This is a genomic window from Arthrobacter sp. 2RAF22, assembly GCF_052115325.1.
Classification (GTDB): Bacteria; Actinomycetota; Actinomycetes; order Actinomycetales; family Micrococcaceae; genus Arthrobacter.
In genome coordinates this window covers 366,580-392,621 of sequence record NZ_JBFRGL010000001.1, presented here as the reverse complement: position 1 = coordinate 392,621, position 26,042 = coordinate 366,580, and the positions used below count along the sequence as shown (strand labels likewise).

Annotated in this window: 27 protein-coding genes and 1 pseudogene; 18 read left to right on the top strand and 10 right to left on the bottom strand. The window is 63.5% G+C overall.

Annotation, left to right across the window (positions count from 1 at the left end):
• From AB4068_RS01730 to AB4068_RS01710, 5 genes are all read left to right on the top strand, one after another.
• On the top strand, positions 1 to 930 hold the full coding sequence (locus AB4068_RS01730) for an ABC transporter permease (RefSeq protein WP_284980705.1): 930 nt from the start codon (positions 1 to 3) through the stop codon (positions 928 to 930).
• Between the two features lie 7 nt (positions 931 to 937).
• Positions 938 to 1,888 (top strand): ABC transporter permease, encoded by a 951-nt coding sequence (locus AB4068_RS01725; protein ID WP_059387473.1) that lies wholly within the window; start codon positions 938 to 940, stop codon positions 1,886 to 1,888.
• A gap of 11 nt (positions 1,889 to 1,899) precedes the next feature.
• Entirely contained in the window at positions 1,900 to 3,612 is a 1,713-nt protein-coding gene (locus tag AB4068_RS01720; RefSeq protein ID WP_306958662.1) for a dipeptide ABC transporter ATP-binding protein, read from the top strand.
• 295 nt (positions 3,613 to 3,907) lie between these two features.
• On the top strand, positions 3,908 to 5,836 hold the full coding sequence (typA, locus tag AB4068_RS01715) for a translational GTPase TypA (RefSeq protein ID WP_284991419.1): 1,929 nt from the start codon (positions 3,908 to 3,910) through the stop codon (positions 5,834 to 5,836).
• A 46-nt stretch (positions 5,837 to 5,882) separates the two neighbouring features.
• Positions 5,883 to 6,263: a hypothetical protein gene (locus tag AB4068_RS01710; RefSeq protein WP_306958661.1), complete on the top strand. Its 381-nt coding sequence runs from the start codon at positions 5,883 to 5,885 to the stop codon at positions 6,261 to 6,263.
• On the opposite strand, the gene AB4068_RS01705 is transcribed toward AB4068_RS01710, so the two are convergent.
• On the bottom strand, positions 6,264 to 6,770 hold the full coding sequence (locus AB4068_RS01705; RefSeq protein WP_284991423.1) for a helix-turn-helix domain-containing protein: 507 nt from the start codon (positions 6,768 to 6,770) through the stop codon (positions 6,264 to 6,266).
• Between the two features lie 63 nt (positions 6,771 to 6,833).
• Here AB4068_RS01705 and AB4068_RS01700 point away from each other — a divergent pair, with 63 nt between their 5' ends.
• On the top strand, positions 6,834 to 8,132 hold the full coding sequence (locus tag AB4068_RS01700; RefSeq protein ID WP_441432532.1) for an MFS transporter: 1,299 nt from the start codon (positions 6,834 to 6,836) through the stop codon (positions 8,130 to 8,132).
• 22 nt (positions 8,133 to 8,154) lie between these two features.
• Here AB4068_RS01700 and AB4068_RS01695 read toward each other — a convergent pair whose 3' ends face one another.
• A complete protein-coding gene (locus tag AB4068_RS01695; protein WP_059387478.1) occupies positions 8,155 to 8,397 on the bottom strand; it encodes a putative acetyltransferase in 243 nt (80 codons plus the stop codon).
• 134 nt (positions 8,398 to 8,531) lie between these two features.
• Between AB4068_RS01695 and fdxA the strand changes: the two genes are divergently transcribed.
• The 3 genes from fdxA to AB4068_RS01680 all read left to right on the top strand — a co-directional run bounded on the left by fdxA (position 8,532) and on the right by AB4068_RS01680 (position 11,536).
• The gene (gene fdxA, locus AB4068_RS01690) at positions 8,532 to 8,858 is read left to right on the top strand and encodes a ferredoxin (protein ID WP_018776555.1); all 327 of its coding nucleotides are present in this window, start codon (positions 8,532 to 8,534) and stop codon (positions 8,856 to 8,858) included.
• Between the two features lie 15 nt (positions 8,859 to 8,873).
• Positions 8,874 to 10,022 carry a succinyldiaminopimelate transaminase gene (gene dapC, locus AB4068_RS01685; RefSeq protein WP_284991427.1) on the top strand — a complete coding sequence of 383 codons (1,149 nt, stop codon included), beginning with the start codon at positions 8,874 to 8,876 and terminating at the stop codon, positions 10,020 to 10,022.
• Between the two features lie 230 nt (positions 10,023 to 10,252).
• Complete coding sequence (locus AB4068_RS01680; RefSeq protein WP_059387479.1) at positions 10,253 to 11,536, top strand: citrate synthase; 1,284 nt, start codon at positions 10,253 to 10,255, stop codon at positions 11,534 to 11,536.
• Between the two features lie 87 nt (positions 11,537 to 11,623).
• On the opposite strand, the gene galE is transcribed toward AB4068_RS01680, so the two are convergent.
• A complete protein-coding gene (gene galE, locus AB4068_RS01675; RefSeq protein ID WP_284991428.1) occupies positions 11,624 to 12,637 on the bottom strand; it encodes a UDP-glucose 4-epimerase GalE in 1,014 nt (337 codons plus the stop codon).
• A gap of 114 nt (positions 12,638 to 12,751) precedes the next feature.
• On the opposite strand from galE, the gene AB4068_RS01670 reads away from it, so the two are divergent.
• The gene (locus tag AB4068_RS01670) at positions 12,752 to 13,378 is read left to right on the top strand and encodes a TetR/AcrR family transcriptional regulator (RefSeq protein WP_441432531.1); all 627 of its coding nucleotides are present in this window, start codon (positions 12,752 to 12,754) and stop codon (positions 13,376 to 13,378) included.
• 63 nt (positions 13,379 to 13,441) lie between these two features.
• On the top strand, positions 13,442 to 14,053 hold the full coding sequence (locus tag AB4068_RS01665) for a hypothetical protein (RefSeq protein ID WP_332601976.1): 612 nt from the start codon (positions 13,442 to 13,444) through the stop codon (positions 14,051 to 14,053).
• Positions 14,054 to 14,083: 30 nt separating this feature from the next.
• Here the strand turns inward: AB4068_RS01665 and AB4068_RS01660 are convergent, their stop codons facing one another.
• Both AB4068_RS01660 and dapD read right to left on the bottom strand, forming a co-directional pair.
• Positions 14,084 to 14,926, bottom strand: coding sequence for a hypothetical protein (locus AB4068_RS01660; RefSeq protein WP_441432530.1), 843 nt, complete (start codon positions 14,924 to 14,926; stop codon positions 14,084 to 14,086).
• Between the two features lie 11 nt (positions 14,927 to 14,937).
• Positions 14,938 to 15,963 carry a 2,3,4,5-tetrahydropyridine-2,6-dicarboxylate N-succinyltransferase gene (dapD, locus tag AB4068_RS01655; protein WP_306958658.1) on the bottom strand — a complete coding sequence of 342 codons (1,026 nt, stop codon included), beginning with the start codon at positions 15,961 to 15,963 and terminating at the stop codon, positions 14,938 to 14,940.
• Positions 15,964 to 16,048: 85 nt separating this feature from the next.
• Between dapD and dapE the strand changes: the two are divergent.
• Positions 16,049 to 17,098, top strand: a pseudogene (gene dapE / locus AB4068_RS01650) (succinyl-diaminopimelate desuccinylase); the annotation flags it as partial.
• 57 nt (positions 17,099 to 17,155) lie between these two features.
• Here dapE and AB4068_RS01645 read toward each other — a convergent pair.
• The 4 genes from AB4068_RS01645 to AB4068_RS01630 form a co-directional block, all read right to left on the bottom strand.
• Positions 17,156 to 18,010 carry an amino acid ABC transporter permease gene (locus AB4068_RS01645; RefSeq protein ID WP_059387483.1) on the bottom strand — a complete coding sequence of 285 codons (855 nt, stop codon included), beginning with the start codon at positions 18,008 to 18,010 and terminating at the stop codon, positions 17,156 to 17,158.
• The gene (locus AB4068_RS01640; protein WP_059387484.1) at positions 18,007 to 18,654 is read right to left on the bottom strand and encodes an amino acid ABC transporter permease; all 648 of its coding nucleotides are present in this window, start codon (positions 18,652 to 18,654) and stop codon (positions 18,007 to 18,009) included. Before AB4068_RS01640 ends, AB4068_RS01645 begins: the two co-directional genes overlap by 4 nt.
• Positions 18,655 to 18,716: 62 nt before the next feature.
• Positions 18,717 to 19,616 (bottom strand): glutamate ABC transporter substrate-binding protein, encoded by a 900-nt coding sequence (locus tag AB4068_RS01635; RefSeq protein WP_059387485.1) that lies wholly within the window; start codon positions 19,614 to 19,616, stop codon positions 18,717 to 18,719.
• A gap of 50 nt (positions 19,617 to 19,666) precedes the next feature.
• The gene (locus AB4068_RS01630) at positions 19,667 to 20,422 is read right to left on the bottom strand and encodes an amino acid ABC transporter ATP-binding protein (protein WP_059387486.1); all 756 of its coding nucleotides are present in this window, start codon (positions 20,420 to 20,422) and stop codon (positions 19,667 to 19,669) included.
• Positions 20,423 to 20,656: 234 nt separating this feature from the next.
• Between AB4068_RS01630 and AB4068_RS01625 the strand changes: the two genes are divergently transcribed.
• The 4 genes from AB4068_RS01625 (at position 20,657) to AB4068_RS01610 (ending at position 23,509) form a co-directional block, all read left to right on the top strand.
• Entirely contained in the window at positions 20,657 to 21,457 is an 801-nt protein-coding gene (locus AB4068_RS01625) for a TIGR00730 family Rossman fold protein (protein WP_059387487.1), read from the top strand.
• Positions 21,458 to 21,494: 37 nt separating this feature from the next.
• The gene (locus AB4068_RS01620) at positions 21,495 to 21,830 is read left to right on the top strand and encodes a DivIVA domain-containing protein (protein WP_059387488.1); all 336 of its coding nucleotides are present in this window, start codon (positions 21,495 to 21,497) and stop codon (positions 21,828 to 21,830) included.
• The gene (locus AB4068_RS01615; protein WP_370872279.1) at positions 21,827 to 23,110 is read left to right on the top strand and encodes a hypothetical protein; all 1,284 of its coding nucleotides are present in this window, start codon (positions 21,827 to 21,829) and stop codon (positions 23,108 to 23,110) included. Before AB4068_RS01620 ends, AB4068_RS01615 begins: the two co-directional genes overlap by 4 nt.
• A 231-nt stretch (positions 23,111 to 23,341) precedes the next feature.
• The gene (locus tag AB4068_RS01610) at positions 23,342 to 23,509 is read left to right on the top strand and encodes a DUF3117 domain-containing protein (protein WP_009357720.1); all 168 of its coding nucleotides are present in this window, start codon (positions 23,342 to 23,344) and stop codon (positions 23,507 to 23,509) included.
• Between the two features lie 76 nt (positions 23,510 to 23,585).
• Here the strand turns inward: AB4068_RS01610 and AB4068_RS01605 are convergent, their stop codons facing one another.
• Complete coding sequence (locus AB4068_RS01605; RefSeq protein ID WP_059387489.1) at positions 23,586 to 24,218, bottom strand: O-methyltransferase; 633 nt, start codon at positions 24,216 to 24,218, stop codon at positions 23,586 to 23,588.
• Between the two features lie 258 nt (positions 24,219 to 24,476).
• On the opposite strand from AB4068_RS01605, the gene sigE reads away from it, so the two are divergent.
• Both sigE and AB4068_RS01595 read left to right on the top strand, forming a co-directional pair.
• Positions 24,477 to 25,121, top strand: a complete 645-nt coding sequence (gene sigE, locus AB4068_RS01600; RefSeq protein ID WP_059387491.1) for an RNA polymerase sigma factor SigE — start codon at positions 24,477 to 24,479, stop codon at positions 25,119 to 25,121.
• 36 nt (positions 25,122 to 25,157) lie between these two features.
• Positions 25,158 to 26,039 carry a hypothetical protein gene (locus tag AB4068_RS01595; protein ID WP_441432529.1) on the top strand — a complete coding sequence of 294 codons (882 nt, stop codon included), beginning with the start codon at positions 25,158 to 25,160 and terminating at the stop codon, positions 26,037 to 26,039.
• Positions 26,040 to 26,042 lie beyond the last annotated feature (3 nt).

Sequence of the window (26,042 nt, the reverse complement as noted above, 5' to 3'; positions counted from 1 at the left end):
GTGACCCAGTACATCCTCCGGCGTTTGCTGCAGGTCATTCCCGTGTTCCTGGGAACCACCCTGCTCGTGTACTTCATGGTCTTTGCCCTCCCGGGCGACCCCATCCGCGCCCTGTTCGGCGACCGACCGCCCAGCGAGTCCGTCATTGCCGCGCTGCGCCAGCAATACAACCTCGACCAGCCGTTCTGGGTCCAGTACGGACTGTTCCTCAAGAACCTCTTCACGTTCAACCTCGGGGTGGACTTCACCGGCCAGCCAATCGCCGCCACCCTCGGCCGCGTTTTCCCGGTCACCGCCATGCTCGCCGTCGAGGCCCTTGCCATCCAGGCTGTCTTCGGTGTGGCCTTCGGCTTGATTGCAGGCTTGCGCAAGGGAAAGATCTTCGACTCCACCGTGCTTGTCGCGTCCCTCGTGGTCATTGCCGTCCCGACGTTCGTCCTGGGCTTCGTGCTTCAGCTCGTCGTTGGGGTACAGCTTGGCTGGGCCAAGCCGACCGTTGGATCCAACGCGGATTGGGGCACCCTGATTCTTCCGGCCGCCGTCCTTGGCCTCGTGTCCTTTGCCTACGTGCTGCGCCTGACCCGCGCCTCGGTCATTGAAAACATGAACGCCGACTACGTCCGCACGGCAACCGCAAAAGGCCTGTCCCGCCCCCGCGTGGTCCTGGCCCACATCCTGCGAAACTCCATGATTCCCGTGGTCACCTACCTGGGCGCGAACCTGGGTGGCTTGATGGGCGGCGCGATCGTCACCGAAGGCATTTTCAACGTGCCCGGCGTCGGCCAGAAGCTCTACCAAGCCGTGATCCGCAGCGAAGGCCCCACAGTCGTCGCCATTGTGAGCGTGCTGGTACTGGTCTTCGTTGCCGCCAACCTGTTGGTGGACCTCCTTTACGCCTGGCTTGACCCCAGGATTCGCTATGAAAAGTAGATCCGTTATGAAAAGTAACCGTCAGATCGAGCACTATGTTGCCCCAATCGACGAGACACCGCTGCTGGCGACCGATACCCTCAAGGTCGACGCAGCACCCCTGAGCCTGTGGGCGGATGCCTGGCGGAAGCTCCGCCGTCGGCCGCTCTTCATCATCTCGGCGCTCATGATCCTGCTGCTCCTCGTGGTCGCGTTCTTCCCGGGCCTCTTCACGCAGACTGCCCCGAACGACAACTGCCAGCTGGGCGACTCCCTCGCGGGCCCCTCGGCCGGCCACCCCCTGGGATTCACCTTCCAGGGCTGCGACATCTACTCCCGCGTCATCCACGGCACCCAGGCATCCTTGACTGTCGGCGTCGTCTCCGTCATTTTCGTCCTGATCATCGGGGTCACCCTCGGTGCACTGGCTGGCTTCTTCGGCGGCTGGGTTGACACCATCATTGCCCGCATCGGCGACATCTTCTTCGCGTTGCCTTTGGTCCTTGGCGCGCTGGTAGTTACCCAGCTCCCCTTCTTCCGCGAGAACAAGAGCGTGTTCACGGTGGTCATGGTCATCGTGATGCTCGGCTGGCCCCAAATGGCCCGCATCACCCGCGGTGCCGTGATCGAGGTCCGCAACGCGGATTTCGTCACGGCCGCACGCTCGCTCGGTGTCTCCAAGATCGGCACGCTGGTCCGGCACGTCGTTCCGAACGCGCTCGCGCCAATCATCGTCCTGGCCACCATGGAGCTTGGCGTCTTCATCGTGACGGAAGCAACGCTGTCCTTCCTTGGCATTGGCCTGCCCGGCAGCATCATGTCCTGGGGTAACGACATTTCCGCGGCGAAGGACACGTTGCGCACCAACCCCGAGGTGCTGATGTTCCCCGCAACCGCACTGTCCATCACGGTCCTGAGCTTCATCATGCTTGGCGACGCGCTGCGTGACGCCCTTGACCCCAAGAGCCGCAAGCGATGAAGGAGGCAATCATGACAACATCCAACGTCACCATCGACGAAGCCGGAACCGAAGAGCGTCCGCTCCTTGAAATCCGGGACCTCGCCATCTCCTTCCAGACGGCGAGCGGCGAATTCCAGGCCGTCAAGAATGCGCACCTGACCATCATGCCCGGCGAGACTGTCGCCATTGTGGGTGAGTCCGGTTCGGGGAAGTCGACGACGGCGCTCGCCGCCATTGGCCTCCTGCCGGAGAACGGCAGGGTTTCCAGCGGGCAGATCCTGCTCGACGGCGAGGACATCTCCCACGCCCCGGAACGGCGCATGATCGAGTTGCGCGGCAACACGATCGGCATGGTTCCGCAGGATCCGATGTCCAACCTCAACCCGGTCTGGAAGATCGGATACCAGGTCCGCGAGACGCTGCGCGCCAACGGCAAGCCCAGCGGTCCTGCCGACGTCGCCCGCGTCCTGGGGGAGGCCGGCTTGCCGGACTCCGCACGCCGCGCCAAGCAGTATCCGCACGAATTCTCCGGCGGCATGCGCCAGCGGGCCCTGATCGCCATCGGCCTGTCTTGCCAGCCGCGGCTCCTGATCGCCGATGAGCCGACGTCGGCCCTGGACGTCACGGTGCAGCGGCAGATCCTTGACCACCTCGAAACCATGACGGCGGAGCTCGGCACGGCAGTCCTGCTCATCACCCACGATCTCGGCCTCGCTGCCGAGCGCGCGGACAAAGTAGTGGTCATGTACCGCGGCAACGTGGTGGAGGCCGGTCCTTCCCTCGAATTGCTTCGCAACCCGCAACACCCCTACACCCAGCGGTTGGTGGCCTCGGCGCCGTCACTCGCTTCGCGTAGGATCCAGGCCGCCAAGGCCGAAGGAATCCAGACGGAAGAACTCCTGGCGCCCACCGAAGCTGTGGCCGAAAAGGCATTGGCCGACGACGTCCTGAAGGTCGAAAGCCTCAGCAAGGTCTTCAAGCTGCGCTCCGGCGTCGGCAAGGCAACGGACTTCACTGCGGTGGACAACGTCTCGTTCAACGTCAAACGGGGGACGACGACGGCGATCGTGGGTGAGTCGGGTTCCGGCAAGTCCACCGTGGCCCAGATGGTCCTCAACCTGCTCGCGCCGACGTCGGGCCGGATCGTTTTCGACGGTGTGGACACCTCCACCTTGAACAGCCGGGAAATCTTCAAGTTCCGGCGCCGCGTCCAGCCGATTTTCCAGGACCCGTACGGTTCACTCGACCCGATGTACAACATCTTCAGGACCATCGAGGAACCGCTCCGGACCCACAAGATCGGTGACAAGGTCAGCCGCGAGAAGAAGGTCCGGGAACTCCTGGACCAGGTGGCGCTGCCTCAGTCCACCATGCAGCGGTACCCGAACGAGCTCTCCGGCGGCCAAAGGCAGCGCGTCGCGATCGCGCGCGCGCTCGCCCTCGACCCCGAAGTGATCATCTGTGACGAAGCGGTCTCCGCTTTGGACGTCTTGGTGCAGGCCCAGGTCTTGAACCTCCTGGCCGAGCTGCAGTCCAATCTTGGCCTGACGTACCTGTTCATCACGCACGACCTCGCCGTCGTGCGGCAGATCGCCGACCATGTCTGCGTGATGCAGAAGGGCAAGCTCGTGGAAACGGGCAGCACGGACGACGTCTTCGATTCGCCGCAGCAGGACTACACCAAGGCCCTGCTCAACGCGATCCCGGGTGCCAGCCTGATGCTTCCGCCCGTGGTGGCCTGACGGTGCTGGCGCCCGTGCGCTGAGTGCCAGCCGGGGGAGCAGAAGAGCCGGTACCACTTCCGTGGGGGGAAGTGGTACCGGCTCTTTTGCTGTTTCCGGCTCATCCCGAGTTCGCTGCCGATTGTGATGAAGGGCACAATTCGATGACCTGGAGGGTGATTTTTAGGCCAATAAATACCACAGCGTTTAGACTCTATGAAGGTGCCCTGTGTCAAAGGGTCTAATCCGTCGTGCGTTCCGGTTGGAAATGTCGCGATACAACAGCTGACTTCACCACTGAATCGAGCCATTACGCATGTCTGAAACCACCACCAACACCGCCGCGACCACTGCATCGCGCAGTGATCTGCGCAACGTCGCGATTGTGGCCCACGTTGACCACGGCAAGACCACGCTGGTCGACGCCATGCTCAAGCAGACCAACTCCTTCGCCGAGCACAACCACCTGGAAGACCGCGTCATGGACTCCGGTGACCTGGAGCGCGAAAAGGGCATCACCATCCTCGCCAAGAACACCACGGTTGCCTACAACGGCCCGTCGTCCAATGGCGAGACCATCACCATCAACGTGATCGACACCCCCGGCCACGCCGACTTCGGTGGCGAGGTGGAGCGCGGCCTGTCCATGGTTGACGGCGTGGTCCTCCTGGTCGACGCTTCCGAAGGTCCGCTGCCGCAGACCCGCTTCGTCCTCCGCAAGGCCCTTGCCGCGCACTTGCCCGTCATCCTGCTGGTCAACAAGACCGACCGCCCCGACGCCCGCATCGAAGAGGTTGTCCACGAGTCCATGGACCTGCTCCTTGGCCTGGCCTCCGACCTCGCGGACGAAGTTCCGGACCTGGACCTGGACAAGATCCTGGAAGTACCCGTGGTCTACGCCGCAGCCAAGGTCGGCCGCGCCTCCCTCGAGCAGCCGGCTGACGGCTCGGCCCCGGAAAACGAAGATCTCGAACCCCTCTTCAAGGCGATCATCGAGCACATCCCGGCGCCGACCTACAACCCGAACGGTGTCCTTCAGGCGCACGTCACCAACCTGGACGCTTCCCCGTTCCTTGGCCGCCTTGCACTCCTGCGCATCTACAACGGCACCCTCCGCAAGGGCCAGACCGTCGCCTGGGCGCGTGCCAACGGTGAGCTGAAGAACGTCAAGATCACCGAGCTCCTGGCCACCAAGGCCCTTGACCGCGTACCGGCAGAGTCCGCCGGCCCGGGCGAGATCGTGGCTGTTGCCGGTATCGAGGAAATCACCATTGGTGAGACCCTCACTGACGCAGAGAACCCGCAGCCGCTGCCGCTCATCACGGTGGATGACCCCGCGATCTCCATGACCATCGGTATCAACACCTCCCCGCTGGCCGGCAAGGTCAAGGGCGCCAAGGTCACGGCGCGCCAGGTGAAGGATCGCCTGGACAAGGAACTGATCGGTAACGTCTCCATCAAGGTCCTGCCCACCGAGCGTCCGGATGCTTGGGAAGTCCAGGGACGTGGCGAGCTTGCGCTGGCCATCCTCGTGGAGCAGATGCGACGCGAAGGCTTCGAGCTCACTGTCGGCAAGCCGCAGGTTGTCACCCGGACCGTCGACGGCAAGATCCACGAGCCGATGGAACACATGACCATCGACGTGCCTGAAGAGTACCTCGGTGCAGTCACGCAGCTGATGGCTGCCCGCAAGGGCCGCATGACCAACATGGCCAACCACGGTACCGGCTGGTGCCGCATGGAATTCATCGTTCCGGCACGTGGCCTCATCGGCTTCCGCACCAAGTTCCTTACGGACACCCGTGGCGCCGGCATCGCTTCCTCGATCTCCGAAGGCTACGAGCCGTGGGCCGGCCCTATCGAATACCGCACCAACGGTTCGATGGTTGCCGACCGCGCCGGTGTGGTCACCCCCTTCGCCATGATCAACCTGCAGGAACGCGGCTCCTTCTTCGTGAAGCCCACGTCCGAGGTCTACGAAGGCATGATCGTCGGCGAGAACTCCCGCGCCGACGACATGGACGTCAACATCACGAAGGAAAAGAAGCTCACCAACATGCGTGCCGCTTCCTCTGACACCTTTGAGAACCTGACGCCGCCGCGCGACCTGACCCTCGAAGAGTCCCTCGAATTCGCCCGCGAAGACGAGTGCGTTGAGGTAACCCCGGACTCCATCCGCATCCGCAAGGTCATCCTGGACGCCAACGAGCGCGCCAAGGCTACCCGCGCACGCGCCAAAGTCTGATCCTGCTGGGCTGATCAAGTACTGACGCGCCCAACGGACTGACGCATTGAATAAGGGAGCCACCGGAACAGCACGCGGCATTGCCGTGGCTGTTCCGGTGGCTCTTTTTGCTGCCTTTGCAGGCACCGCACTGCACCGGCAGGCGCTCCTTATTGCCGGCGTCGACGTCTCTTGGGGTACCGCAGCGGCACTGCTCCTGCTCGCATCGCTCCAGCTCCTGCTGGGTGCGTGGTCGCGATCCTTGATCCCGACGGCGGTGGTGGGCATTGTTTGTTACGCCGCCGTAGGCGTGCTCTCCACGGGCGGAACGGGCAAGCAGCTGATCGTCGCGGATGTGCCCGGAAATGTGTGGGTTTACGGGAGTGCGGGCATCACTTTCGTGATGCTCTTGTGGTGCCGGCGCTACGGGCGTCCTCCGCGCGCTTAGCTAGTCGGCGCTTGGGTCCCGGTGGTGGGCAATCAGGAGCGAGGTGGCCTCGCCGTCGTCGTCTGCCGGAAGACGCATATATTCCTCGACGACCGCCCGCAGCTTGCCCATCATCTCCTGCTGCCGTGCAGCATTGAACTTCACGCCAAGCCGCCAGACATCGATGTCCCCTGGCATGAGCCCGCGGGTTTCCTGGACGAATGTTTCGATCAGGACAGGGGCAATATCGTCGACGGGAGTGCTCCACGAGGTGCGGGTGGCGATGTACGGCACCTCCTTGGCGCCCCTCTTTCCCTTCCGGCCTTCCTGAGGTTCAAGAAAACCGGTGCGCACCAAGGTCCGGACATGATGCAGGCTTGACGCCGGATTGATGTCCAACAGCCCCGCAATCTCTTTGTTGGTGCGAGCGTGGTGCAGGCAGAGCCGGAGAATCCTCAAGCGCAGGGGGGAGCTCAAGGCGCGGCCCTTGGCCACCAGGTCGCTGTCCTCCCGCTCGTGTTCCGTCATGGTGGCCAGTGTAGCCAGCCTTGAGTGATTGACATATACCAATCACTACAGGAAACTGGGCGGGTGAACGCCGGGACCACGGACAATGCTCAGCAAACTGACACAGCTCAGCACACTGCCTCGCTGTGGCGGGACCGGAACTTCATCATCTTCTGGTCGGGCCAGGCCGTCAGCCAGCTTGGGGCGCAACTGGGGCAATTGGCGTTTCCCGTCCTCGCGGTGACTTTGCTCGGCGCCAGTGAGTTCGAAGTCGGCGCGCTCAATGCCGCCGGCCTTGCGGCCTTCCTGCTGATCGGTTTGCCGGCAGGAGCGTGGGTTGACCGCTGGCTCAAGCGTCGCACCATGATCGTGGCGGACCTGGTCCGGACCGGGGCAATGGCGACCGTACCAATCCTCTGGTGGGCCGGCATCCTGCAGATCTGGCATCTTTACGCCGTAGCCGCCGTCGTCGGGGCCGCGACGGTCTTCTTCGACGTTTCCTACCAGAGCTATGTGCCCGTGCTCGTGGATGCCGCGAAAGTGCCGCAGGCGAACTCCAAGCTCGAGGCCACCTCCCAGATCGCACGGATCGGGGGTCCTGCCGCGGGCGGTGGCTTGCTGACGGTCGTGTCCGCCCCGGTGCTGTTCGTCGGGGAGGCGATCGGGTATCTGCTGTCGGCCATCTTCCTGCTCAGGACGCGCGATGCGGAACGGCCCGTGGCCGCGAAGGATCGGCAGCCGCTGGCAAGCGAAATCAAGGAGGGCCTGGTCTTCGTGGTCAGGCATCCCCTGATCAGCAGGATTGCGGCGTGCACGGGCGGGGTCAACTTCTTCACCACGCTTGCCTTCACCTTGATGCCGGTGTTGGTACTTCGTGAACTGGAACTCGGTCCGGAGGGCATGGGCCTCATCATGGCGGTCGGCGCCGTGGGCGGACTGATCGGGGCGGTTGCCGCGCCCAGGTTGGCGGCCTGGATCGGCGAGGGGACGGTTATTCCCGTGGCGTCGATGATCAGCTCGCTTTTCCTCCTCCTGGTTCCGTTGTGCGTGCTTGCCCCCGAGCGATGGATGTCCCTCGTGATGCTCATCGTCTCCGAGTTCGGGTTCGCTTTCGGAGTGCTGGTGTACAACATCATGCAGTTGAGCATGAGGCAGCGCGTGTGTCCGCCCCGGCTCCTGGGGCGCATGAATGCGTCCATTCGCTTCGTGGTGTGGGGGGTCATGCCGATCGCTGCCCTAGCCTCGGGCCTCCTGGCCGAGAATATCGGCCTCGTACCGACACTCTGGATCGGCTTGGGCGGAAGTCTTGTTTTTGTTGCGCCTGTGCTGTTCTCCCCGCTGTGGGGAATGCGCAGGCTCCCCGACGAGGTGCATGGCGCCTGACCCTCCGGGACATGAGGCGGAACTACTCGCGGGTTGTGCGCGGATCCCGGCGCTGGGGCGGAGGAGGGACTGCTTTTGCCGCCACAACAAGGGCCAGCGGGATCTCGACGTCGGACTGTCGGGTACGGATGGTGCACGCACCGTCGGCGACCGAGAGCAGGTAGCCGAGGGCATCGGTGAAGCCGTTGTCCAGGCGGTATCGGACAACTACCCGTGTTCCGGATACGGTATTGAGCAGGAAATCCTGGGGCCGGGGCAGATTCACCAGTTCATAGTAAGACGCCCGGCTAGGTTGCTGAGTTCCCGCTGGGGGATAATAGGCTCAGAATTCGATGTACCGGCCACAGGGCCGGTGGTACTACCCGGAATTTCCGGGACAACTGTGGAGAGGCAAGGGACGTGACCTACGTAATCGCGCAGCCGTGTGTGGACGTCAAGGACAAGGCATGTATTGAAGAATGCCCTGTTGACTGCATCTACGAAGGCGAACGTTCCCTCTATATCCACCCGGATGAGTGCGTGGACTGCGGAGCTTGCGAACCCGTGTGCCCGGTGGAAGCGATCTACTACGAGGACGACACCCCGGAGGAATGGGCCGACTACTACAAGGCCAACGTCGAGTTCTTCGATGACCTTGGTTCCCCGGGCGGAGCCGCCAAGATCGGCAACACCGGTAAGGACCACCCCTTCATCGCCGCGCTGCCCCCACAGAACCAAGACCACTAAGAACGGTTGCTTCCTTTGATTTCTGCGGCCCCCGCTTTCGGCCTCAACCTGCCTGACTATCCTTGGGAAGCGATGGCGCCGTACGTGGCCAAGGCTTCAGAACACCCGGGCGGGGCAGTCAATCTCTCCATCGGAACCCCCGTGGATCCGACGCCGCAACTGGTCCGCGAGGCGCTTGCCCGGGCAGCTGACGCCCATGGTTACCCGACGGTCCACGGCACGGAAGCTCTTCGCGAGGCCGTATCCAACTGGTTCGCCAGCCGCCGCGGGGTCCCGGGAATCGATCCGAGGGACGTCCTGCCGACCGTCGGCTCCAAGGAATTGGTGGCCTGGTTGCCGTTCCTGCTGGGACTGAGCGCAGGCGACGTCGTGGTCCGTCCCACTGTGGCGTACCCGACCTACGACATCGGCGCCATGCTCGCAGGCGCCACTGCCGTCGCGGCAGACAGCCTGGACGAACTGGACTCAGCCACCCGCGCGAGGGTCCGGCTGATCTGGATCAATTCCCCCGGCAATCCCACGGGCAGCGTCCGTGACGTCGAATCCCTCAGGCAGATCGTCGCCCAGGCGCGCGAGATCGGCGCAGTCGTGGCGTCGGATGAATGCTATGCCGAACTCGGCTGGGGCGAATGGGATGCCCAGCGTGGCGGCGAGGCAGTGCCTAGCGTCCTTGACCCACGCGTCACGGGAGGATCCACGGACGGACTCTTGTGCGTCTACTCCCTCAGCAAACAATCGAACCTTGCCGGCTACCGTGCCGCCTTCGTGGCTGGTGACTCGTCGATCGTGGCGAATCTGGTCAACAGCCGCAAGCACGCCGGCATGATCGTGCCGTATCCGGTCCAGGAAGCCATGCGTACCGCGCTCGGCGATGCCGGCCACGTGCTCGCCCAAAAGGATCTCTACCGCGGGCGCCGTGAACGCCTCCTGCCGGCACTGAAGAACTTCGGCCTGGAGATCCACGAGTCCAAAGCTGGCCTGTACCTGTGGTCCACCGCAGGGGAGGCGACGTGGGACACAGTCCGCCGTTTCGCTGACCTGGGGATCGTCGTCGGGCCCGGGGTGTTCTATGGAGACGCGGGCAATGGTTTCATCCGTGTGGCGCTCACCGGCACGGACGAACGCATCGACGCGGCAGTCGAACGCTTGGACACTGCCCGGTAACAATGCTGTGACTTCCCGCACAGGGCGCGTCATTCCGCCAGTAACCGTAGCTTGTGAATTAGTTTGTCCCGCTTACTGGCGGTAGCTTTTAACTGACTATCAATGGTGGCTTTCTCCACGAAGGCAGTTCGGCCGATGGTGTCTGCACCTGCAGACTCCTGGCTGGAGTCACCAGATGTTGGTTGGATCAAGCTTTCGACCGAGGCCAAGAGCCTCATGAAGGGGACTCCATGACTGAGACCACCAGCGCTACCCTGCGCCATGCCGGCGGAGAGCTCGAGCTCCCGCGGATCAAGGTTGTAGAAGGGAACGAAGGATACGACGTTTCCAAGCTGCTGAAGCAGACGGGCGCCGTCGCCTATGACCCCGGCTTCATGAACACCGCCGCCACCACGTCGGCAATCACCTACATCGATGGCGACGCCGGTATCCTGCGGTACCGCGGCTACCCGATCGAGCAGCTTGCCCAGCACTCAAGCTTCCTGGAAGTTTCCTACCTGCTGATCTACGGCAACCTTCCCACGCCCACCGAGCTGGACGCGTTCGACCAGCGGATCCGCCACCACACGCTGCTCCACGAGGAGCTCAAGGGCTTCTTCGGCGGTTTCCCGCGTGACGCGCACCCGATGCCGGTGCTTTCCTCGGCTGTCTCCGCGCTGTCCACGTTCTACCAGGACTCCTTGGACCCGTTCAACCCGGAGCACGTGGAAGTTTCCACTATCCGCCTCATGGCGAAGCTCCCGGTCATCGCGGCCTACGCCCACAAGAAGTCCATCGGCCAGCCCATGCTGTACCCGGACAACTCCATGAACCTCGTGGAGAACTTCCTGCGCCTGAGCTTCGGCCTGCCGGCAGAGCAATACGAGCTGGATCCCGTCGTCGTCAAGGCGCTGGACCTCCTGCTCATCCTGCACGCCGACCACGAGCAGAACTGCTCGACGTCGACCGTCCGCCTTGTGGGCTCCTCGAACGCGAACCTGTTTGCTTCTGTTTCCGCAGGCATCAACGCCCTCTTCGGTCCCGCCCACGGCGGCGCCAACGAGGCCGTGCTGAAGATGCTGCGCCAGATCCAGGCCGACGGCATCAAGCCCGAGGAATACATGGAGAAGGTCAAGAACAAGGAGGACGGCGTCCGCCTCATGGGCTTCGGACACCGGGTCTACAAGAACTACGACCCCCGCGCCAAGATCATCAAGGCGACGGCACACGAGATCCTGGGCAAGCTGGGCGGCAACGATGAGCTCCTGGACATCGCGATGCGCCTCGAAGAGAAGGCCCTTGCGGACGACTACTTCATCCAGCGCAAGCTCTACCCGAACGTCGACTTCTACACCGGCCTGATCTACAAGGCCATGGGCTTCCCCGAGAAGATGTTCACCGTGCTGTTCGCGATCGGCCGACTCCCCGGCTGGATCGCCCAGTGGCGCGAAATGATCAACGATCCCCAGACGAAGATCGGCCGTCCGCGGCAGCTCTACACAGGAGAGCCGGAGCGCGACTACCCGGCGGTCTAATCCCCGCCGGTGTGGGCCCAGCACGCGGGGTCACTTACAGCCCGTCCCAAGGGACATCATGGGCCGTAAGTGACCCCGCGTTGCACTTTAAGAGCTGTAGCCGAGAGGGTTGTTCTTCTGCCAGCGCCAGTGGTCTTCGCACATCTGGTCCACGGTCTTCGTGGTGGACCAGCTCAGGTCGGCCAGGGCGGAGGAGGCGTCGGCCCAGAACGCGGGCAGGTCTCCCGCCCGGCGGCCCGTGATCTCGTACGGCAGCGGGTGGCCCACGGCCTGTTCGAAGGCGTGGAGCATCTCCAGTACGGACGTGCCTTTCCCGGAGCCAAGGTTCCAGCGGTGAACGCCGGGGCGCTCCGCAACGTAGTCCAATGCGGCGACGTGGCCACCGGCGAGGTCGACGACGTGGATGTAGTCCCGCAGGCAGGTGCCGTCCGGGGTGTCGTAGTCTCCGCCGAAGACCATGAGCTTTTCGCGGCGGCCGACGGCGACCTGGGCGATGTAGGGGACCAGGTTGTTGGGGATACCCTGGGGGTCCTCGCCGATCCGGCCCGAGGGGTGTGCGCCCACCGGGTTGAAATAGCGCAACAAGGCGATGTGCCAGCGTTCGTCCGCGGCGCCGAGGTCCGTGAGGATGTCCTCGATCTGTTCCTTGGTACGGCCGTAGGGGTTGTTCGCCCCGATCTCCATCTTCTCGATGTAGGGGATGGGGTTGTGCTCGCCGTATACCGTGGCGGAGGAACTGAAAACGATCGACCGGACCCCGTGCTTGTCCATGGCGCGGAGCAGGTTCAGCGTGCCGACGATGTTGTTGTAGTAGTAGTTCAGGGGTTCCTGCACGGATTCGCCAACTGCCTTGAGCCCGGCGAAGTGGATGACGGCGTCGATGCTGTGCTGATCGAACACGGCTTCAACCGCGGCCTCGTCCACCAGATCCACTTTATGGAACGCCGCCGTCTTTCCCGCCAGCTCACCGACGCGGCGCAGGGACTCTTCGCTTGAGTTCACGAGGTTGTCCAGCACGACCACTTCGTGTCCGGTTTCCAGCAGGGACAGGACGGTGTGCGATCCGATGTAGCCGGTGCCACCCGTGACAAGAATTCTCATGCAAGCAACGCTAGCCGAACTTGCCAAGGCTCGCTCAGTGTTGCGTGCGCCACAGTCCCGCAGTTCCGGTGCGCCGGGCGGTACCGTTCAAGCACGTTCGTGCTAAAAAGATCTGTGCCCAAGATTGTTGATGCCGAAGCCCGGCGCCAGGAAGTAGTCGAAGCTGTCTTCAGGATCATCGCCTCGGATGGCCTGGAACGTGCCTCCTTGCGGGAGGTGGCCGACGAAGCCGGGCTCGCCGTCGGCTCGGTCCGGCATTACTTTGCCAGCAGCGATGAACTGCTGGTCCACTCCTTTGCCGTGGTCATCGACAGGATCGCCGCGCGGCTTGAGGACGCGTTCGCCGTCGTCGAATCGTTGGATCCGGATTCGGCGGAACACGGCGCCGCCGTGTTAACCCTGGCGGGCCAATTCCTTCCGCTCGACGAGGAACTGGCCGTCGACGCCTGTGTCTGGATGGCATTCCGGCACGCGGCCCGAATCCGGCCAGTACTCGAACAGGAAGCGGCACGCAGCCACCGGGCCGTGGCCGCCGTCGTCGGCCGCTTGGTGATGCGACTGATGCCCGACGGCGGATCCGGCCAGGAGCGCCTGGTGACCGAGGCCGAGCGCCTTCTGGCCACCCTCGACGGACTGTGCATGCATGCCCTGCTGCAGCCTGAGTGGATGACGGCCGAGGTCTGCCGCGACGTGCTGACCGCGCATTTGCAGACTCTCGTTGCGGTCCCGTCCAACCGTTAACGTCAAGGCTCATCGGGAATAGACTGGAACCCTGAGCGGGCACCTGCCAAGGGAGGCAATCGGATGCATGACACAGGCGGTCAGGGGTGGCGAATCACTATGGACACCTCCGGACCGATGCTCATTGCCTTGTATCTGAGAGACGTTGCTGGATTGGACGGAGCCGGTACGCCAACGTTGTCCCACGCCACACCCAAAGTCAGGCACGCGGACCACACGCACCTCACTGCCGAGGTAGGCGGGGTGCCGGCCCTCAAGACAGAGTGGGAGGCCTGGTGGGAGCAGCTGTTGAGGGCGTATCCGGATGCCGCGCCGGAGCTTTCACCCCCGGGATTCAACGCCTTCGGCAATTCGCCTGCCCTGCGCAGAGTATTGCAGGCACACTTCGGAGCCGCCCTGACCTGGGCCCGTGAGCGCCTTGAAGAGTACGAAAAACTAGAGGCTGAACGCGAAGCGAGCGGCGCCACGTTGCTTCTGGGGGACATGGTGGAGGACCGGCTGCTGGAAGTCGGACGGAGTTCCCGGGACTTCCAGCTGACGATCATCGAGCTGCCCCTCAACGAGCCAAGGGCCTGGTATCTTGAGCCGGACAAGATGATCATGAGCCACCGGCTCTTGTCCGAGCCGGATATCTTCCGCAGCTACGTCCAGCCGGTGGTTGAACTACTGGTCTGAAGCCAGGCACCGCCGAGGCCCCGCCCAAAACTAGGTCTTCGGAGCCGAAACCGTGATGGTCACGGACCCCGATGCTGCCGCTGAATCCTGCCAGCCCTTGTGGTCCTGCCGGTTCCAGGTGGCGCCAGCCACGTCAACCTGCGTCACGGAAAGGTCCTTGGCATTCGCCACGGCCCACTGGGCCACAGCCCACGCCTGCGCACCGCTGATGTTCAACTGGACCGTGCGGCCCTGGGCCACGGCCGGCAGGGCGCCGAACTCCGTGGTCATGGCGGCCACGACGGCGTTCGGGTCGCCGGCGGTGTCCGCCGCCCCGAGCGTGCAGTCGAGGGCCCGTTCGGAATGTCCGGTGAGCGCCGACGCATACGCCCGGCCCATGGGTTCCTGCTGCGCGTAGGCCTGGGGGTAGGCGGAATGCTGGACCGCTTGCGCCGCATCAGTGATCGCCATCGTTTCGTAGCCGGGTATTTTCACAAGGTGGTCATAGAAAGCGTTCGTCGCGTAGGCAGGATCCATGACCTCGGCTTCGGTGCCCCAGCCCTGGGAGGGGCGCTGCTGGAACAGGCCCCGCGAATCGGGGCCAACCTCGTCACCGTGTCCGATGTTGCGAAGCTTGGATTCCTGCATGGCTGTGGCCACGGCGATTGTGGCCGCGCGCGGAGGCAGCCCCCGCTGCACGGCAATGGCGGTGATGAGGGCGGCATTCGCGGCCTGGTCCGTCGCCAGCTCGTAGGAGTCCGAGCCCACGACGGCGACGCAGCGTTCCGTGACCAAGGTTTCGGAACGCTGCAGTACAGTCACCACGGCGTAGATGGCACCGGCCACCAAGGCAAGCGCCAGCAACAAGATGATGGTGCGTCGGAGACGGCGCATCCAGGTATCAGCTAGTTGGCGTGGAGGGCTTCGTTGAGTTCCACCGTCTGGCCCTTGCGGGGAAGGACCTCGACTTCGCCAGTTGTGGAATTGCGGCGGAACAGCAGGTTCGGCACGCCGGAGAGCTCAACAGCCTTGATGATGCTGCTGGTGTCTTCCCCGTTGGCGTCCTTCGGGCCGGGGATGCGCACGCGGGTTCCAGCCGTGACGTAGAGGCCTGCTTCGACCACGGAGTCGTCGCCGATGCTGATGCCCACGCCGGAGTTGGCACCCAGGAGCACGCGCTCACCCAGGGCGATCTTTTCCTTGCCGCCACCGGAGAGGGTCCCCATGATGGAGGCGCCGCCACCGACGTCGGTGCCGTCACCGGCAACAACACCTGCCGAGATGCGCCCTTCCACCATGGACGTGCCGAGCGTGCCGGCGTTGAAGTTCACGAAGCCCTCGTGCATGACCGTGGTGCCTTCGGAGAGGTAGGCGCCCAGGCGGACCCGGTCGGCGTCGGCGATCCTGACCCCGGTGGGAACGACGTAGTCCACCATGCGCGGGAACTTGTCCACTCCGTAGACCGTGACGGCGCCGCGCTTACGCAGGCGGGCGCGGGTCAATTCGAAGCCGTCCACTGCTGCGGGGCCGAAGTTCGTCCACACAACGTTCGGGAGCTTGCCGAAGATCCCGTCCAGGTTGATGCTGTTGGGCTTGACGAGCCGGTGCGAAAGCAAGTGCAGGCGCAGGTAGGCGTCAACGGTGTCGGCAGGTGCCTCGTCCAGGTTGATCTGGGCAAAGACCACCTTCTGTTCGGTCCGGCGGTCGGCGTCGTGGCTTTCAGCTGCGAGAGCAGTCAGCGACTCGTCGGCGTGCTCCACGGCGCGCAGGGATGCGGCAGCTTCGCCCAATGCCGGTGCCGGAAACCAGACGTCCAGCACTGTCGCTTCTCCGGCGTCGGAGGTGGCGATGGTGGCCAGGCCAAAGCCATAGGCGGAGCGATCGTTGTCAGAAGCGCTATCGAGAGCGGCAGAGGCAGCGGTTTCAGTCATGGCGCAAGTCTATCGAGAGCCACTGCTTCCCTTGAAACCGTGTGTGGACCGAGGGGTCGCAATTCGCTCGGGATACAGTGGACAGGTGACCGTTGAAACTACCCCGATCCTTCTTGACATCAGGCAAGACGTTGCGCTGCTGACCGCGGCGCTGATGGACGTCAACAGCGTGTCCGGCAACGAAGCCGCGCTTGCAGACGCCGTTGAATCCGCGCTTCGTACGATCCCCGGCCTGCAGCTTGTGCGGGACGGCGACGCCATCATTGCCCGGACCGAGCTGGGACGCCCGGAGCGCGTGATCTTGGCCGGCCACCTCGATACCGTGCCGTTGCCCACCGTGGAGGGTTCGCTCGGCACCGTGCCCGCCACGTGGGAGTCCGGCGTCCCCGGGACGGGAACCTTGTATGGACGCGGAGCCACCGACATGAAGGGCGGGGTCGCGGTGCAGCTTGCGCTCGCCGCGACAATGTTCGACGGCGGCGCCGAGCCGGGCAAAGACGTCACCTTCGTCTTCTATGACCATGAGGAAGTTGAAGCGGTCAAGAGCGGCCTCGGCCGCTTGGTACGGAACCATGGCCATCTCCTGGAGGGGGACTTCGCGATCCTGCTCGAACCCACCGACGGCACGGTGGAAGGCGGTTGCAACGGCACCAGCCGCTTCGAAGCCACCACGGTCGGGGAAGCGGCGCACTCCGCCCGTGCGTGGATGGGCAGCAACGCCATCCACGCAGCCGCTCCCATCCTGAGCCGCTTGGCCTCGTACGAACCTCGCACCGTCAACGTGGACGGGCTGGACTACCGGGAAAGCCTCAATGCCGTGAAGATTAACGGCGGCACTGCGGGCAACGTCATCCCGGACCGCTGTGTCGTGGAGATCAACTATCGCTTCGCGCCGGACAAGACCCCGGACCAGGCCGAAGCCCACGTCCGGGAACTCTTGGACGGCTTCGACGTCGTCCGCACCGACGCTGCCGCCGGGGCGCGGCCGGGCCTCAACCACCGGGCTGCGGCGTCCTTCGTTGCCGCCGTCGGTGCCGAGCCCAAACCCAAGTACGGTTGGACCGACGTCGCGCGCTTCAGCGAGCTCGGCGTTCCCGCGGTCAACTTCGGACCGGGCGATCCGCTTCTTGCGCACGGCTTGGTTCCGGAACCAAGCCCACGGGCCACACCCACGTTTGCGACGTTCTTGCGACTAGCCCTCGATTGCCACAATCTCCGACTTGGCCACCTTCACCACTTTGACGTTGCGGCGCATCCGGCCTTCAAGCCACTTGGCGATTCCGGCCAGGATCAGGCACATCCCGACGTACAGCACACCGGCAATGATCGCGGAAGGAATGATGGGCGAACCGTACTGGGCCTGGCTTCCGAAGTACTTGGCCTGGAAGAGGATCTCGTTGTAGGTCACAATGAAGCCCAATGCGGTGTCCTTGAGGATGACCACGAGTTGGGAAATGATCACCGGGAGCATCGAGCGGACCGCCTGCGGCAGCAGGATGTTTGTCATGACCGCGCTCTTCGGCAAGCCGATGGCGTAGCCGGCCTCGCTCTGGCCACGGGGGAGCGATTCGATGCCGGCCCGGAAGACTTCCGCGAGCACCGATCCGTTGTAGAGCACCAGGCCCGCAACGACTGCCGTGAAAGGCGTGATCCCCTGGACGCCGAGGGGAGGGAGCCCGTAGTAGAAGATCATCATGAGGATCAGCAACGGAATGGCACGGAAGAGCTCCGTGAACCCATAGCAAGGCAAGCTGATCCACTTGCGGTCGGAGAGCCTCCCGAAGGCCAGGAAGACACCCAGCACCAAGCTGAGCACGGCCGCCGTGGCAAACGCTGAAAGCGTGGCGCCCACTGATTGGATGATGGTCTGCTGGACCAGCGGGAAGGTGAACAAATGCCACTTCTTCTCGTCGAACTGGCCGCTTTGGGCGAAACGAAGGACGATGAATCCGACGATGGCGAGAATGACCAGGGCGGTCACGACGCCGAGAATCCGGTAGCGTGCGCGGGCCTTCGGGCCCGGAGCGTCAAAAAGGACCGAGCTCATCGGGCCACCTTCCATTTCTTTTCAAGCTTCCGCTGGACGAAGGAAAGGATGAAAACGAGCAGAACGAAGATCAGTGCGACCCAGAGCAGCCCGGCCATGGCAGGCTCGCCGCGCTCGGAAAGATTCGATCTGATGGCTCCCGCTTCGGCGACCGAGAAGCCGGCTGCCACCGTTGTGTTCTTGAGCAATGCGATGAACACGCTGAACATGGGCGGGATGACGGCGCGGAATGCCTGGGGGAGGATCACCAGGGTCAGGGTTTGGGTGAACGGAAGGCCGATGGCACGGGCAGCTTCGGCCTGGCCGACAGGCACGGTGTTGATGCCGGAGCGTACGGCTTCCGCCACATAAGTAGCGGTGTACAGGCTGAGGCCGACGGTTGCGGCGGTCATGAAATCAATTTCCACGAGACCGAGCTTCGGATAGCCCAAGGCAAAAAAGAACAGGACCAACGTCAATGGGGTGTTGCGCACAACGTTGATGTACAAAGTGGCTGCGGCGCGCATCGCAGGGATGGGGGATACCCTCAAGGTCGCCACGATGGTGCCCAGGATCAGGGCGAAGATCCCGGCAACGACGAAAAGTACAAGGGTGTTCCGGAACCCTGTGATGAACAGGTCCGAATTATTCAGCAGCGTATTCACAGAATGGTCGCTTTCAGCCGATATTCGAGGGGGCGGCCAAGGGCCGCCCCCTCAACATGGGTTTAGTAGTTGTCCACTGCGGGTTGGGTGACCTTGGTGCCGGACTGGCCCAGTGTGGAGTCGTAGATCTTCTGCCACACAGAGCCGCCGTCAGTGAACATCTTGTTCACGAACTTGCGGAAGGCGGTATCGCCCTTCTTCAAGCCAACACCGTACTTCTCAGTGGTGAACGGCTGGCCGACCACCTTGAGGTTGTCGGTGTCCTGGGAGGCATAACCGATCAGGATTGCCTGGTCGGTAGTCACAGCATCGACCTGGCCGCTCTTGAGCGCCTCGACACACTGTGAATACGTGTCGAACTCAGTGGTCTTGGTGCCGGGGAAGTTTGCCTTGATGTTCTGGATGGGGGTTGAACCCGTGGCCGAACAGACGTTCTTCCCGCTCAGGTCCTTCTCGCTGTTGATGGTCGTGTTGCTCTTCTTGACCAGCAAGCCTTGACCCGTCACGAAGTAGGGTCCGGCGAAGTCGACCAACTGCTTGCGCTTGTCCGTGATGGAGTAGGTCCCGACGTAGTAGTCAATGTCGCCGTTGGTAATGGCGGACTCGCGGTTGGCCGAAGGAATGGGCTTGTACTCGATCTTGTCCTTCGAGAAACCGAGGGATGCGGCGATCCACTGGGCAACCTGGATGTCAAAACCGCTGTACTCGCCGGTCGCGGCATCCTTGAAGCCCAGGCCAGGCTGATCCTGCTTGACGCCGATCGTGATCTTTCCGTTCGACTTGATCTTGTCGAACGTGGGGCTGCCCGTGATGGATACGTTCTGGGCCACCGTGAACGGCGCGGACTCGCTGCTTGGCGCGGTGGTGGAACCGCCGCCGCCACCGCATGCGCTCAGCGAAAGGGCGAGCGCCGCGCTTGCAGCGACCAGGAGGGATTTCCTCCGGGTGATAAAAGACTTCATGATATTCCTTTCATTGTGCGGCCACCCCCGCGGCCTGGGTGCGGTGAGTGTCAGTGAGTCAGGAGTTTGGAGAGGAAATCCTTGGCACGGTTGCTTTGGGGGTTGGTGAAGAATTCCTCCGGCTTGGCGTCTTCAACAATCTGGCCGTCGGCCATGAAGACAACGCGGTCGGCGGCTTTGCGCGCAAAGCCCATCTCGTGGGTGACCACGATCATGGTCATGCCTTCCTTGGCCAACTGGACCATGACATCCAGGACCTCGTTGATCATTTCCGGATCAAGTGCCGAAGTCGGCTCGTCGAAAAGCATGACCTTCGGCTTCATCGCGAGAGCCCGGGCAATTGCCACACGCTGCTGTTGGCCACCGGAGAGCTGTGCAGGCATCTTGGGTGCCTGTTGCCCGACGCCGACCCGCTCCAACAACGCCATGGCGTCCTTGTCCGCGGTTGCTTTGTCCTGTTTCTTCACCTTGATCGGTCCCAGCGTGACGTTTTCGAGAATCGTCTTGTGGGCGAACAGGTTGAACGATTGGAAGACCATGCCGACATCGGCCCTGAGAAGGGCAAGTTCCTTGCCTTCCTCAGGCAGCTTCTTGCCATCGATCGAAATCTCGCCCGTATCGATGGTCTCCAAGCGGTTGATGGCCCGGCACAGCGTGGACTTGCCCGAGCCCGAAGGCCCGATGACAACCACAACCTCACCCTTTTTCACTTGGAGGTTGATGTCCTTCAGGACATGTAGTTGACCAAAGTGCTTATTGACGCCATTCAGGGAGACGAGGGCATCGCTGGCGGCTTGAATAGTCATGTGACGAATCTAGCGAAGAAATGATTCAAGTTGAGCCAGCTCACACTAACTTACGTGGATCGTGATTCAACAGATACCTGCTTTGCAGCTATCTGACAGCAAATGATGGGTAGGAAACCCAATACCGCAAACAACAGGCCACGCCGGAACGGCTGCAGCCGCCATCCGCGCTAGCCTAGGTCAATGAGTACCAGCCAGCCCCAAGTTCCTAGTCCAGACGCCAATGGCAAGGCGATGAGCAACGGATCGGCAGCGTCAGCTCCGGCCGTAGCCGCAGAGCCGCCAGCCAAGCACAAAGGACCCTTGGAGCTTCGGCGCAAACAGGCCGCTATGCCGATGTCGGACCAGCGACTCCTGGACACCAGGGGAGCCGACCACTTCATTCACACCGACCCGTGGCGGGTCCTGCGGATCCAGAGTGAATTCGTTGAAGGATTCGGTGCGCTCGCCGAGCTCGGCCCCGCCGTCAGTGTCTTTGGTTCCGCCCGCACCAAGCCGGGCACCGGCTATTACGATATGGGCGTGCAGGTGGGCCGCCACCTCGCGGAAGCCGGCGTCGCCGTCATCACCGGTGGTGGCCCGGGATCCATGGAAGCCGCCAACAGGGGCGCCGTTGAAGGCAACGGCGTTTCCGTGGGACTGGGAATCGAGCTGCCGTTCGAACAAGGCCTCAACCGCTGGGTGGACCTTGGCATCAACTTCAGGTACTTCTTTGCCCGCAAGACCATGTTCGTCAAGTACGCGCAAGGGTTCATTGTCCTGCCGGGCGGCCTGGGAACCCTGGACGAACTGTTCGAAGCCATGGTCCTGGTGCAGACCCGCAAGGTGACATCGTTCCCCATCGTCCTTCTGGGGGTCGACTTCTGGAGCCCGATGATCGAATGGATCAAGGGGACCCTTGTGGCCGAAGGCATGGTCTCCGCGAAGGACCTGGACCTCATCCAGCTTGTGGACGATCCTGCGGACGCCGTTCACCGCGTCCTGCACGGAATCCCGCGGCCACCCTCGACCAACGGGGACCAGCGCCCGGAGTAGCCTTGCCGTCACTGCACTCTCAGCTGAGTCTGGCACGATGGTTGCTGTGAGCTTTTTTCTGGTCTTTCTCGCGATTGTCATTATCGGTGCCGTGTTGTTCCTCGGCGCCGGAATGGCGAGATCCTCCCGCGACTCCGGCGCCGGTTTGGATGAACCCGTCCCGAACCTGCCGCCGGTCCTGTTGCCGGCAGGAGCCAAGGCATCCGACGTCGACCGCGTGCGCTTCGCCCTTGGGCTGCGGGGCTACCGGATGGACCAGGTGGATGAGGTCCTCGATGAGCTCCGGGATCAGCTGACCTCGCAGGAGAGGGAAATCGAACGGCTGAAACTGGCCCTGGAGGCAGCCGGGAACCAGGAAGACCCAAAAGAGTGACCCCGTCACTCGAATCGCGGTCCCCGACGGGATTCCTGGTCCGAAGATTGCGCCGCGCCGGAGCCCACGCCGCGGGCTGGCCGTGGTGGGTCCAGGTCTCCCTCGTCTACATCGCCTCGAGGCTTGTCAGCGCTTGCATCTTCATGGCCGCAGCGTTGCAGCAAGGCGTCAATCCGTGGTTTCCGCCGGCACCTGACTACTGGAACTTCATCACCATCTGGGATGGGCGCTGGTACGCCGAAGCGGCGAACAACGGGTACCCCTCTGTTTTGCCGGTCAATGCGAACGGCGGCGTCGCGGAAAATTCCTGGGCGTTCTATCCACTCTTTCCGTACCTTGCCAAGGCGCTCGGTGCACTCACCGGACTGGCGACGCTGCCCGCCCTGACGGTCGTCGCGATGGTGGCCGGGCTTGGGGCGGCCCTGGTGGCCTACAAACTGTTCCGGGAATTCGCCGGGCGGACCACGGCGCTGTGGGCACTGACCTTCTTCTCGATGTTCCCCGTCTCGGCCATCCTGCAGGTCCCCTACGCGGAATCCCTCAATACCCTGCTCCTGGCGGGTTCGCTCCTGCTGCTGGTGCGTCGCAAGTACCTCGCGGCGATGCCCGTGGTCCTGCTCATGTGCCTGTCGCGGCCCACTGGAGTGCCCTTCGCGGCCATGGTGGGCCTACTCCTGGTCCACCACTTGTGGAAGAGGTTCGGGCGCCGCCCGTCAGTGCCAGGCGACGTGCCCGCCGACGTGCCCGCCGCCGGGTCGATCCCGACGCTCCGGGAGCTTGGATCGCTGGCCGCGCTAGTGGGGGTCAGCGCGGCGGGGGCCCTCGCGTGGCCGGCCATCGCCTGGGCGGTCACGGGGGATCCGCTGGCCTACACCAAGACCGAAACTGTTTGGCGAGGGGACGACCTTGTTCCGTTCAAGCCATGGTTCGAGACCGGCCAAATGCTCTTCGGGCCGGTACTCGGCATTCTCGCGCCGTTCGTCTTCGTCGCGCTCTTTGCCCTGCTGATGTTGAGCAAACCTGTCCGGGCCCTCGGCACCGAACTGAGGCTTTGGTGCACGTGCTACGTGGGGTATCTTCTGGTCTTCCTGCACCCCCAGACGAGCACGTTCCGGATGCTCTTGCCCTTGTTCCCCTTGGCGCTCAGCACGGCCTGGTTGTCCCGCTCGAAGGCTTACCGCGGCACCGTGGTGGTCATGTTCTTCCTCCTCCAGATCGTATGGATCGTCTGGCTGTGGGCGTGGGCGCAGTTGCCGGGCGGCGGCGACTATCCTCCGTGATGCCTCCGCGTCGTTTCGCCAGTTCAAGCGCGATCACGGCCCGGCGGGAAAAGTCCATCAATTAGCTACGGGCGGGTAATTACGAGATAATGGACACAAGCAAGGACAAAGGCACCCTCGGGTGCCCGGCGACGACGACTGAACTGCCATGACTGTCGACGCCGTATATTCCACGCGGAGCCAACCCGGCCGGGTTGGCGGGATTTGGGACAACTGGAGGGGATTTTCCTAATGGCGGCTATGAAACCACGTACTGGCGACGGCCCTATGGAAGTAACCAAAGAGGGCCGCAGCCTGATCATGCGTGTGCCGCTCGAAGGCGGAGGACGGCTGGTGGTCGAGCTCAACGCAGCAGAGGCGGCGAACCTCAAGGAATGCCTCGTAGGCGTTACCGAATAGATTCACTGGGCAGGGCCCCGGCAGAAGAGCCGGCGCCCTGCTTTCATGTTTATGCCTGGAGGCGAACGAGGGCCAGCTACTTCTTGACCGCTACCAGCAATCCGTCTCCCGTGGGAAGCATCGCTGACGAGAGCCGTTCGTCGTCGCGGATGGCCTTGCCGATCTGGCGCAACACCACGGTGGTGCTGTCCCTGGCAGCCGGGTTGGAAACTTTGTCCTTGTCCAGCGCGTCATTGATGACCAATGTTCCGCCCGACTTGAGCAATCGGATGGCTTGCTGAACGTAACCGGGAAAGTTCGGTTTGTCGGCGTCGATGAACACGAGGTCGTATGCGGAGTCGGTGAGGCGCGGCAAAACGTCGGCCGCACGGCCGGAGATCGTCCGGGTGCGGTTCGCCGGACTGCCGGATTCCAGGAAGGCCTCGCGGGCGGCCTTGAGGTGCTCGACGTCGACGTCGATAGTGGTCAGGACGGCCTGCGGGCTGAGGCCGCGCAGCAGGCACACGCCGGAGACCCCTGCCCCGGAGCCGACCTCCACAACCGTCTGTGCCTTCGACGCCGCGGCCAGGACTGTCAGGACGGCGCCAACGCCGGGGCTGACGGGAGTAACGCCCAGCTCGAAGGAGCGTTCACGGGCGCGAAGCAACACGTCGTCCTCGGCAGGCAGATCTTCTGCATAGGACCAGCTGGTTGACTTGTCGGCACTCATGGGGGTTCGCTTTCCAGGCAGAGGGGTATTTCTTCCAGACTACTGGCTACGGGCCGCCCAGCCCGGATGCCTGCGGCCCGCAATTCTGTGTCTCTCCGGCTTCCTCCGGATGATGTTCGCTCTGCGGGAAAAGCCTGCCTGCGATCAGCAAAATCTCAGGCAACACTGGGATGATGTATATCCAGCCATCCAAGTGAGGGCCGGCAACGAACTCCTGAGTGACCGGCAGGATGACAAACAGTTTGAGGGGAGCGGACGATGCGGGCATCAAGTGCTGCGCCAGTCCAGGCAACGGCAGCAGTCCTGGGTTCCACCGACACGGCCCCGCCAGCCGAAGAATGGGTCAGGCCAAGCTGGGAAGAAGTGGTGGAGAACCACTCCGCCAAGGTCTTCCGCCTTGCCTACCGGCTCACCGGAAACAAGTTCGACGCCGAGGACCTCACCCAGGAAGTCTTCGTCAGGGTCTTCCGTTCGCTCGAAAACTTCAAGCCAGGCACACTCGACGGCTGGCTGCACCGGATCACCACCAATCTCTTCCTCGACCAGGCCCGTCGGAAAAGCCGTATTCGATTCGATGCCCTGGCCGAAGACGCCGAATCCCGGCTGCCTGGACATGAACCCGGTCCCGAGCAGAGCTTCGAGTTGAACAACCTCGATCTCGACGTCCAGCGCGCCCTGGAAGAACTGCCCCCGGACTTTCGCGCCGCCGTCGTGCTTTGCGATCTTGAAGGCCTCTCCTACGACGAAGTTGCCGAGGCGCTCGGCGTGAAGCTGGGAACCGTCAGGTCCCGCATCCACCGCGGCCGGACAATGCTCCGCGAAAAACTGGCGCACCGGGATCCGCGTCCGGTCCAGGCCCGCAAGCCGCGCCTTAAGATGCCGCGCATCGCCGGCCTCCTTTAGTCGCCGATGGGTCTGCTGAAAGGACGACTCGGTGGTTTGACTCGGGGAAATATCCGGCACAGCCGAGCCCCCGGCCACCTGCAGCAATGCTCTGAATGCCACGCCGCTGTCCTGCGGGAACGCCAGTACCTCGAACGGCTTCGCCGTGCCGCCGTTCCCGAGGCGAGCCAGGACTTCACCAACAGGCTGATCGAGCACACCCAGCGGTTGGCGCAATCCGATGTCGACGAGCGCCCGGCGCCCCAGCGAAGCGTATGGCACGGGATCCGGCTCGCCAGCGCCGCGGCCGGCGGGCTCGCCGTCAGCGCCGGAATCCTGGCGGTTGCGGCCTACGCGCTTGGCGGCGAAGTTGCGCCCCAGGCGTCCGACCGTGGCGAACAGGAAGTCCGGACCCTGGTCAGTTCCACCGTGCCCGGAAACGCCGTAGAGCAACTCCCCGTGACGGGTTCGCAGTTGAGCCTGCCCGTCGGCGTTGCCGGGACGGTGAACCTGAGCGAGCAGCAATTGTCCGAGCTGCGGAGGGACGGCTGGGCATGTCCCGAAATGGCAAGCATGGGTTACCACGTGGTTTCCGCCCGGGCCCTGATGCAGGACGGGCACCCCGCCGTTGAGCTGCACCTCAGTGACGGTGACCACCACGCCACGCTGGTGGAGCAGCACTTGGAGGGCAGCGGCGCTTCGGGGACCCAATTGTCCATTACCCAGGGGGCCCCGTGGCAGGCCGTCTACTCCTCGCCGGTGGCAGTGCTGCGTTATTCCTCCGACATGCCTGCCAGCCAGGCCGCCGGAGCCGTTCCGGAGCTCGTGAAAGCGGGCGACTCGCTGGTGGTTGCCCGGCCCGCCGAAAACAGCACAGGGACCTGGAACGATCGGCTGCAACGGGGACTCCATACCCTGGCGAGCCTCGCAGGTTTCTGAGCG

Coding starts and splice junctions, on each gene's coding strand:
- AB4068_RS01725 (WP_059387473.1), top strand. CDS start 938: ATGAAAAGTAACCGTCAGATCGAGCACTATGTTGCCCCAATCGACGAG.
- AB4068_RS01720 (WP_306958662.1), top strand. CDS start 1,900: ATGACAACATCCAACGTCACCATCGACGAAGCCGGAACCGAAGAGCGT.
- typA (WP_284991419.1), top strand. CDS start 3,908: ATGTCTGAAACCACCACCAACACCGCCGCGACCACTGCATCGCGCAGT.
- AB4068_RS01705 (WP_284991423.1), bottom strand. CDS start 6,770: ATGACGGAACACGAGCGGGAGGACAGCGACCTGGTGGCCAAGGGCCGC.
- AB4068_RS01680 (WP_059387479.1), top strand. CDS start 10,253: ATGACTGAGACCACCAGCGCTACCCTGCGCCATGCCGGCGGAGAGCTC.
- galE (WP_284991428.1), bottom strand. CDS start 12,637: ATGAGAATTCTTGTCACGGGTGGCACCGGCTACATCGGATCGCACACC.
- AB4068_RS01665 (WP_332601976.1), top strand. CDS start 13,442: ATGCATGACACAGGCGGTCAGGGGTGGCGAATCACTATGGACACCTCC.
- AB4068_RS01660 (WP_441432530.1), bottom strand. CDS start 14,926: ATGCGCCGTCTCCGACGCACCATCATCTTGTTGCTGGCGCTTGCCTTG.
- dapD (WP_306958658.1), bottom strand. CDS start 15,963: ATGACTGAAACCGCTGCCTCTGCCGCTCTCGATAGCGCTTCTGACAAC.
- AB4068_RS01645 (WP_059387483.1), bottom strand. CDS start 18,010: ATGAGCTCGGTCCTTTTTGACGCTCCGGGCCCGAAGGCCCGCGCACGC.
- AB4068_RS01635 (WP_059387485.1), bottom strand. CDS start 19,616: ATGAAGTCTTTTATCACCCGGAGGAAATCCCTCCTGGTCGCTGCAAGC.
- AB4068_RS01630 (WP_059387486.1), bottom strand. CDS start 20,422: ATGACTATTCAAGCCGCCAGCGATGCCCTCGTCTCCCTGAATGGCGTC.
- AB4068_RS01625 (WP_059387487.1), top strand. CDS start 20,657: ATGAGCAACGGATCGGCAGCGTCAGCTCCGGCCGTAGCCGCAGAGCCG.
- AB4068_RS01620 (WP_059387488.1), top strand. CDS start 21,495: ATGGTTGCTGTGAGCTTTTTTCTGGTCTTTCTCGCGATTGTCATTATC.
- AB4068_RS01610 (WP_009357720.1), top strand. CDS start 23,342: ATGGCGGCTATGAAACCACGTACTGGCGACGGCCCTATGGAAGTAACC.
- AB4068_RS01605 (WP_059387489.1), bottom strand. CDS start 24,218: ATGAGTGCCGACAAGTCAACCAGCTGGTCCTATGCAGAAGATCTGCCT.
- sigE (WP_059387491.1), top strand. CDS start 24,477: ATGCGGGCATCAAGTGCTGCGCCAGTCCAGGCAACGGCAGCAGTCCTG.